The sequence below is a fragment of the Streptomyces beijiangensis genome, assembly GCF_017315755.1.
Lineage (GTDB): Bacteria > Actinomycetota > Actinomycetes > Streptomycetales > Streptomycetaceae > Streptomyces > Streptomyces beijiangensis.
In genome coordinates this window covers 1-7,895 of sequence record NZ_JAFLRJ010000412.1, presented here as the reverse complement: position 1 = coordinate 7,895, position 7,895 = coordinate 1, and the positions used below count along the sequence as shown (strand labels likewise).

The 7,895-nt window shown below is 70.6% G+C and carries 9 protein-coding genes; 7 read left to right on the top strand and 2 right to left on the bottom strand.

The annotated features are described in order from the left end of the window. Positions 1-337 precede the first annotated feature (337 nt). The 6 genes from J0695_RS32995 to der all read left to right on the top strand — a co-directional run bounded on the left by J0695_RS32995 (position 338) and on the right by der (position 5,361). The gene (locus J0695_RS32995; RefSeq protein ID WP_372445856.1) at positions 338-850 is read left to right on the top strand and encodes a YidB family protein; all 513 of its coding nucleotides are present in this window, start codon (positions 338-340) and stop codon (positions 848-850) included. Between the two features lie 126 nt (positions 851-976). Further along, positions 977-1,339 carry a chorismate mutase gene (gene aroH / locus J0695_RS32990; protein WP_206968406.1) on the top strand — a complete coding sequence of 121 codons (363 nt, stop codon included), beginning with the start codon at positions 977-979 and terminating at the stop codon, positions 1,337-1,339. Continuing rightward, the gene (locus J0695_RS32985) at positions 1,336-2,421 is read left to right on the top strand and encodes a prephenate dehydrogenase (protein ID WP_206968404.1); all 1,086 of its coding nucleotides are present in this window, start codon (positions 1,336-1,338) and stop codon (positions 2,419-2,421) included. Before aroH ends, J0695_RS32985 begins: the two co-directional genes overlap by 4 nt. Positions 2,422-2,517: 96 nt before the next feature. Further along, a complete protein-coding gene (gene cmk, locus J0695_RS32980; RefSeq protein WP_206968401.1) occupies positions 2,518-3,225 on the top strand; it encodes a (d)CMP kinase in 708 nt (235 codons plus the stop codon). Between the two features lie 53 nt (positions 3,226-3,278). Beyond that, positions 3,279-3,866 carry a lysophospholipid acyltransferase family protein gene (locus J0695_RS32975; protein WP_206968410.1) on the top strand — a complete coding sequence of 196 codons (588 nt, stop codon included), beginning with the start codon at positions 3,279-3,281 and terminating at the stop codon, positions 3,864-3,866. A gap of 64 nt (positions 3,867-3,930) precedes the next feature. Further along, positions 3,931-5,361, top strand: coding sequence for a ribosome biogenesis GTPase Der (gene der / locus J0695_RS32970; RefSeq protein WP_206968400.1), 1,431 nt, complete (start codon positions 3,931-3,933; stop codon positions 5,359-5,361). 3 nt (positions 5,362-5,364) lie between these two features. Here der and J0695_RS32965 read toward each other — a convergent pair whose 3' ends face one another. Then, positions 5,365-5,661 (bottom strand): hypothetical protein, encoded by a 297-nt coding sequence (locus tag J0695_RS32965; protein WP_242553511.1) that lies wholly within the window; start codon positions 5,659-5,661, stop codon positions 5,365-5,367. 143 nt (positions 5,662-5,804) lie between these two features. Further along, on the bottom strand, positions 5,805-6,578 hold the full coding sequence (locus J0695_RS32960) for a DUF8842 C-terminal domain-containing protein (protein ID WP_206968396.1): 774 nt from the start codon (positions 6,576-6,578) through the stop codon (positions 5,805-5,807). Positions 6,579-6,996: 418 nt separating this feature from the next. On the opposite strand from J0695_RS32960, the gene J0695_RS32955 reads away from it, so the two are divergent. After that, positions 6,997-7,692: a LysM peptidoglycan-binding domain-containing protein gene (locus J0695_RS32955; RefSeq protein ID WP_206968394.1), complete on the top strand. Its 696-nt coding sequence runs from the start codon at positions 6,997-6,999 to the stop codon at positions 7,690-7,692. The last annotated feature ends 203 nt before the right edge of the window (positions 7,693-7,895 follow it).

The window sequence follows — 7,895 nt, the reverse complement described above, 5'->3', positions numbered from 1 at the left end:
CCCACGCCGAGCCCGGCGCCGAGCAAGGGGAAGCCCTCGACGGCCGCGAGCACCCCGGCGCCGGGCTCGGCGTGGGGGCCGCGCTGCTCCCGCTGTCCCCGATGTTCCCGTAGGAGGACGTACCGCTCCCCGTCGTGGCGTTCAGCGAGAGCATGACGAGCGCGAGGAAAAGGCCCGCGAAGAGCGTGAAGAGGGGTCCTGAACGCTTCATGGAAGGCCTCCCCCGAGGCACTGAAAAGGTGCAGAACCACTATGCAAGCGGACCCGCACCCCCGCCGTCCATAGCGCGAACAGGACTCTTTCGCCCAAGTGGCGGCATCGAGTGGTTTAAGCGACATTGTCCAGTAGTGGGGCCGGAAGTTCGCGCCCCTGCGAACCCGGTAGTCCTTCCTCGAAAGGCAGAACCATGGCGGGAAATGACCTCGGCAGTCTGCTCGGCGGCCTTCTGGGCGGCGGCAGCAAGAACGCCGAAGGCGGCACCGCGGCCGGCGGCGGAGCCGGCAACATCCTCGGCTCGCTGCTCGGCGCACTCGGCGGCAAGAGTGGCGGCAGTGGCAGCGGCGGCAACCCCCTAGAAGGTCTGATGGGGATGCTCTCCAAGTCCGGGCTGATGGACCAGGCGCAGTCCTGGGTCGGCACCGGGGACAACAAGCCGGTCAGCGGTGCGCAGATCGCCGAGGCGCTGCCGGACGAGACCCTGCAGCAGGTCGCGCAGGACTCGGGCGTCTCCCCGGAGCAGGCGGCCGACCAGATCGCCCAGTCGCTCCCGCAGGCGGTCGACAAGCTGACCCCCTCCGGCGAGGTCCCGCAGGGCTCCCTCGAGGAGATCATCAAGCAGCAGCAGCTCTGACGCTGCTGCAACACTGCGGCGGCCGCCCCGGGACCCGTCTCGGAGGGCGGTCGCCGCAGTGGTGTGTCCGAGGTGCTGACTACTCTTGACGGAGCAGCCGAACCTTTCGCGATCAAGGAGCACCACGTGGCGGTACGAGCGGTCCGCGGAGCCGTCCAGCTGGAGCGGGACGACGCCGGACACATGGACGAGCAGGTCAGCGAGCTGCTCACCGCCGTCCTGGAGCGCAATGGGCTCGTCGCCGACGACCTGATCAGCATCTGGTTCACGGCCACCCCCGATCTGCACAGCGACTTCCCCGCGGCCGCCGCCAGGAAGCTGGGGATCGTGGACGTCCCGCTGATCTGCGCCCAGGAGCTGGACATCACGGGCGCGATGCCGAGGGTCGTACGGGTCCTGGCGCACGTCGAGACCTACCTGCCCAAGTCCGAGATCGCGCACGTCTACCTGGGCGCCGCGGGCGCCCTCCGCAAGGACATCGCCCAGTGAGAACCGCACTCGTCATCGGAACCGGCCTGATCGGCACCTCGGCCGCCCTCGCTCTCGCGAGCCGGGGCGTCGCGGTCCATCTCGTCGACCACGACCCCGGCCAGGCCCGTACGGCCGCCGCGCTCGGCGCCGGCACGGACGATCCGCCCGAGGGGCGCGTGGACCTGGCGATCGTGGCCGTACCGCCCGCGCATGTGGCCAGGACCCTGTCCGATGCGATGGGGCGCGGGACGGCGCGCGCCTACATAGACGTCGCGAGTGTGAAGGGCGGCCCGCGGCGCGATCTCGAGGCGCTGGGCTGCGACCTCACCGCGTACATCGGTACGCACCCGATGGCGGGCAAGGAGCGTTCGGGACCGCTGGCCGCGACCGCCGACCTCTTCGAGGGGCGGCCCTGGGTGCTCACGCCGACCCGGGACACCGACACCGAGGTGCTCAATCTGACGCTGGAGCTGGTGGCGCTCTGCCGCGCCGTGCCCGTCGTCATGGACGCGGACGCCCACGACCGGGCCGTGGCGCTGGTCTCGCACACCCCGCAGCTGATCTCCTCCATGGTCGCGGCCCGTCTCGCGGACGCGGACGACACGGCCGTACGGCTCTGTGGCCAGGGCATCAGGGACGTGACCCGGATCGCCGCCTCGGACCCGCGGATGTGGGTGGAGATCCTCTCCGCCAACCCGGGGCCCGTGGCCGATGTGCTGGCCGGGGTCGCCGCCGACCTGGACGAGACCGTGCTGGCCCTGCGCGCCCTGCAGTCCTCGGACGAGGAGAAGCGGCGCGGTGGGGCCGAGGGCATCGAGGACGTACTGCGGCGGGGCAACGCCGGCCGCGTGCGGGTGCCCGGCAAGCACGGGGCCGCTCCGGCGACGTACGAGATCGTGGCGGTCCTCATCAGCGACCAGCCGGGCGAGCTGGCCCGGATCTTCGCGGACGCGGGCCGTGCCGGGGTCAATATCGAGGACGTACGGATCGAACACGCGACCGGGCAGCAGGCGGGTCTGGTCCAGCTCATGGTGGAGCCCGGCGCGGTGCCGGGGCTCTCGGCGTCGCTGCGGGAGCGGGGCTGGGCGCTGCGGCAGTAGGCGGACACGGGCGGCGTAACCGGGAGGCCGGGGCGGCCGGTAACCTGGTGCGGGGCCCGTCTGTGCCCCGCAGTCTTCGTCCCGTGAACCAGGAAGGTGTCCGTCACCGTGGAAACCGCCGCCCGGACCGCTCCGGCAGCAGTGATCGTCGCCATCGACGGCCCCTCCGGCACGGGCAAGTCCAGCACCTCCAAGGCCGTCGCCGCCAAGCTCGGCCTGAGCTATCTGGACACCGGCGCCCAGTACCGCGCCATCACCTGGTGGATGCTGAACAACGGGATCGACGTCGCCGACGCCGCAGCCGTGGCCAACGCCTCGGGCAAGCCCTCGATCGAGTCCGGCACCGACCCGTCCGCCCCGACGATCACCGTCGACGGACAGGACGCGTCGGGGCCGATTCGTACCCAGGAGGTCACCTCCAGGGTCAGCGCCGTCAGCGCCGTCCCCGAGGTCCGCGCGCGGATCACCGAGCTGCAGCGGACCATCGCCGCGGGCGCGGAGAACGGCATCGTCGTCGAGGGGCGTGACATCGGCACCACGGTGCTGCCCGGCGCCGACCTCAAGGTCTTCCTGACCGCCTCCGCCGGTGCGCGCGCCGCCCGGCGCAGCGGTGAGCTCAAGGGAGCCGATGTCGCGGCCACCCGGGAAGCCCTCATCAAGCGGGACGCGGCCGACTCCAGCCGTAAGACCTCGCCGCTCGCCAAGGCGGACGACGCGGTCGAGGTGGACACCACGGAACTGACCCTTCACCAGGTCATCGAGTGCGTCGTCACCCTCATCGAGGGGAAGCAGGCAGCCAAGTGACCGCTTCCGCCCAGCGCGGTGCGGCGGTCGGCCGGTCCATCGGCATCGGGCTCATGTACGGGCTGTTCAAGCCCCGTGTACTCGGCTCCTGGCGGGTCCCGGCGAGCGGCCCGGTGATTCTCGCCGTCAACCACTCGCACAACGTCGACGGTCCCATGGTGATGGGGACCGCCCCGCGCCCGGTGCACTTCCTGATCAAGAAGGAAGCCTTCGTGGGGCCGCTCGATCCGTTTCTGCGCGGGATCGGTCAGGTCAAGGTCGACCGGACCAGCGTCGACCGGAACGCGATCGGCGATGCCCTCCGTGTGCTGGATGATGGAGGGGTGCTGGGGATTTTTCCCGAGGGCACCCGGGGCGAAGGTGACTTCGCCTCGCTGCGCGCCGGGCTCGCGTACTTCGCGGTACGGAGCGGGGCGCCGGTGGTGCCGGTGGCGGTGCTGGGAAGTACGGAGCGCCGTAGCCGGTTGATAGGTGGGCTGCCTCCGCTGCGCAGCCGCGTCGATGTCGTCTTCGGTGACGCCTTCGACGCGGGGGACGGAAGCGGACGGCGTACGCGCAAGGCCTTGGACGAGGCCACCGTACGGATCCAGGCGCGGCTGACCGCCCACCTGGACAGCGCCAGGCGCCTCACCGGGCGCTGAGCGAGACTTGAGTAGTGGGCTGTGGGATCACGGCTCATCGATGATGTAAAGAGGAACGGACTTCATGAACGACCAGCACGATCCCGAGTACGCAGAGTTCATGGAGCTCGCCGCGGAAGAGGGCTTCGACGTCGAGGACGTCGAAGGCGCTCTTGACGAAGCTGCCGGAGTGCCGCTTCCTGTCCTCGCCGTCGTCGGCCGGCCCAACGTGGGCAAGTCGACCCTGGTGAACCGCATCATCGGCCGCCGCGAGGCCGTCGTCCAGGACAAGCCGGGCGTCACCCGTGACCGGGTGAGTTACGAGGCCGAGTGGGCGGGCCGCCGCTTCAAGGTCATGGACACCGGCGGCTGGGAGCAGGACGTCCTGGGTCTCGACGCCTCCGTCGCCGCGCAGGCCGAGTACGCCATCAAGACCGCCGACGCCGTGGTCTTCGTGGTCGACTCGACGGTCGGCGCGACCGACACCGACGAGGCCGTGGTCAGGCTGCTGCGCAAGGCGGGCAAGCCCGTCGTGCTCTGCGCCAACAAGGTCGACGGCCTGAGCGGTGAGGCGGACGCCACCACCCTGTGGTCGCTCGGCCTCGGCACCCCCCACCCCGTCTCCTCGCTGCACGGCCGCGGTACGGGCGACATGCTCGACGCCGTCCTGGAGGCGCTGCCGGAGACCCCCGAGCAGACCTTCGGCATCCCGGTCGGCGGACCGCGCAGGATCGCCCTCATCGGGCGGCCCAACGTCGGCAAGTCCTCGCTGCTCAACCAGGTCGCGAAGGAGGACCGGGTCGTCGTCAACGAGCAGGCGGGCACCACCCGTGACCCGGTCGACGAGCTGATCACGCTCGGCGGCATCACCTGGAAGTTCATCGACACCGCCGGTATCCGCCGCAAGGTCCACCTCCAGGAGGGCGCGGACTACTACGCCTCGCTGCGTACCGCCGCCGCCCTGGAGAAGGCCGAGGTGGCGGTCGTACTGATCGACACCAGCGAGTCCATCAGCGTCCAGGACCAGCGCATCGTGACGATGGCCGTGGAGGCCGGGCGCGCACTCGTCATCGCGTACAACAAGTGGGACACCCTCGACGAGGAGCGCCGCTACTACCTCGAGCGTGAGATCGACACCGAGTTCGCGCAGGTCGCCTGGGCGCCGCGGGTGAACGTCTCCGCGCTCACCGGCCGCCACATGGAGAAGCTCGTCCCGGCGATCGAAACGGCCATCGCGGGCTGGGAGAAGCGCATCCCGACCGGACGGCTCAACGCCTTCCTCGGCGAGATCGTCGCCTCCCACCCGCACCCGGTCCGCGGTGGCAAGCAGCCGCGCATCCTCTTCGGTACGCAGGCCGGCGCCAAGCCGCCGCGCTTCGTCCTCTTCGCCTCCGGCTTCCTGGAGGCCGGCTACCGGCGCTTCGTGGAGCGCCGGCTGCGCGAGGAGTTCGGCTTCGAGGGCACTCCGATCCACATCTCGGTGCGGGTGCGCGAGAAGCGCGGCCGCAACAAGTAGGTCCTACAGCCCCCGACGGGGGCCGGGCGGCAGCGCTGCCGGGAGATGGTTCCCGGTGTGCTGCCGCCCTGTCGTGTATCCGGAGGAGTGACCGGGAGCGGGCCAGGACCCGGTGTGCCCGGAGTAGTGGCCGCTGCGGCCGCTGCTGTGCATTCCGCTGCCGAAAGCCGTGAACTCCGTGTTCTCCTCGCCGCTGCGGTCGCCGGGAAGAGCCCGGAAGGATCTGCGGTACTCGGAGTACAGGGCGTCGTAGATCGGGGTGGGGGACTGGCTCTGCGATGGGTCCTGGGACGGGCGCATCGCAGGGATCGGGTTCTGATACGGCTGGCGGCTGGAGTCGTATGAGTGCACGTACGTGCCAACGACACCACCGTCGGTCGGATGCGGGCCCGGTAAAGAAATCGCTGATCGGCGGGGGTGTGAGGCGTGCGCGGGGGCGCAGATCAGGTGCCCGCCAGCGGGAGCGCCGCCGCCACCAGCAAGCCGCCAGCCGCAGCCCTCTCCAGGGCACTGCGCAGCAGGTCCTCGCGGGGCTGCTGGCCGATCGATCCTGCGGGGGCCGCGAAGATCAGGACGGTGTGCGACTTGTTGGCCGCCGCACGCCAGCCGTCGGTGACCTGGAGCGGTTGGTGGGCCTGCCACCAGGAGACCGGGCTGCCGCCGCCGGTTCCGGGCTGCAGGATGGCGTGCAGCTGGCCCATGGCGAGCAGTACGGACCAGCCGGCGAGCGGGGCGGGCGGCCGGTTCACGTCGTACACCGACTGGAAGCCCTGCTCGACGAGGAGCGTCAGGAATTCGTCGACGCCCGCGGTGGAGCCGGGGCGGGCGATCGGGGCGGTCGGCTCCACCACCAGTGCGGGGCGGAGCTCGCCCTCGATGAGGACCAGTCCGCTGGTGATCCCGAGGACGGCCTGGGTGGGGGCCCCGGGGGCGGTGTCGCCGTCGCCGGTGATCGACCGTACGGCGCCCTGGAGCTGGTCCTCCGAGACCTGGACCACCTGGGACGGGATGCAGGTGGCGTGGGCGAAGGCGAGTACGGCCGTCTCGTCACCGACGAACAGCACCGTGCTGGTGCGTTCCTGGTCGGAGTCGCCGGGGGTGCGACAGGAGGTGCAGTCGTAGCTGCCCGGGGCGTTCTCGCCGGCGAGCAGCTGGTCGGCTTCTTCATCGCCGATCTCGGCGCGTACGTCTTGGCTGACGTCGAGCATGCGCGGCACGGGTGGCTCCTCGGACTCGGTTCGTGCGCCGGGCCGTTCCCGGCTCATAAAGAGGACAACGGATGATCTGTGGCCGGGGTCACGCGAAAAGGCGAACGGAATCGAACCGTCCTGCGCGCACGGTGAGGGGAGTGGCGGAAGGTCTCACTCCCTGTCAACTCATGGTCATTGCATGGAAGTTGATGCGGTGAGCTGAGTCACAGATCACCAAGGTCCAAGGTCGACAAATGCCGAATTCTGCGCATCAAGTGGGTGGCCGAATTTCGCCGGTACTCCGGGTAACAGTCAACTGGCCTGGAATGACAGGCAATTGGTTGATACCAGCGGCCGGACCTCCATAGATTCCACCGCCGTGTGCACCGAGCACCGCCCGGGAGGCCCGCAGCCAGCGGGACCCGGGTCCTGTGAGAGGGAATCCATGTCCGTATGTTCCAGTTCCAGACGCAGTCGTGAGATAGCAGCGCTCGCAGGGGTCGCCCTGGTGGCCCCGCTTGCCCTGCTCGCCGCCACCGCCGGACCGGCTCAGGCGGCAGACAACGGAGTGTGGGACCGCATCGCCCAGTGCGAGAGCGGCGGAAACTGGCACATCAACACCGGCAACGGCTACTACGGCGGGCTGCAGTTCTCCGCCGGTACCTGGCGGGCCCACGGCGGCGGGACGTACGCGGCCACCGCCGACCGGGCCAGCCGCAGCCAGCAGATCGCCATTGCCACCAAGGTGCAGCGGGCCCAGGGCTGGGGGGCCTGGCCCACCTGTTCCGCGAGGGCGGGAGCGTACGGCAGCGCCCCGTCGTCCAGTACGCCCAAGCCGCACAAGGCAGCCAAGGCGCCCAAGGCGTCCAAGTCCCACAAGGCGGCCAAGGCCGCCGGTACGGGCCGCAAGTCGTCCGTGACCACCGAGGACGCGCCATCCACCCCTCGGACCACCACCCCGTCCGCCCCGGCCACGACGCCGGACCGCGGAAACGGCACGTACAAGGTCAGGCGCGGCGACACCCTGAGCGCCATCGCCGCCCTGCACGCCACCACCTGGGGGGCGCTGTACGCCACCAACAAGGCCGTCATCGGCAGTGACCCGGACCTCATCCTGCCAGGTCAGCGGCTCGCGCTCTGAGCGCTCCGAGCACGCGGGCGCCCCTGCCACGGTCACCCGACCGGGTGGGGGCGCCCTGCCCACCGCGCGGCACGACCGCCACCGGGTCCGCCGCTGCTTAGCGTGACCCGATGCACAGTTCCCGTCTGCGGGCCGCCGCGCTGCCGGTACTCCTGGTCGCCCTCGTGCTCGCCCTCGCGCCCTCCGGTGCGCAGGCCGCGCCC

Bases quoted from the DNA above. Each gene is read 5' to 3' on its own strand.
- J0695_RS32975 (WP_206968410.1), top strand. From the start codon at position 3,279: ATGTACGGGCTGTTCAAGCCCCGTGTACTCGGCTCCTGGCGGGTCCCG.
- J0695_RS32955 (WP_206968394.1), top strand. From the start codon at position 6,997: ATGTCCGTATGTTCCAGTTCCAGACGCAGTCGTGAGATAGCAGCGCTC.
- J0695_RS32965 (WP_242553511.1), bottom strand. From the start codon at position 5,661: ATGCGCCCGTCCCAGGACCCATCGCAGAGCCAGTCCCCCACCCCGATC.
- der (WP_206968400.1), top strand. From the start codon at position 3,931: ATGAACGACCAGCACGATCCCGAGTACGCAGAGTTCATGGAGCTCGCC.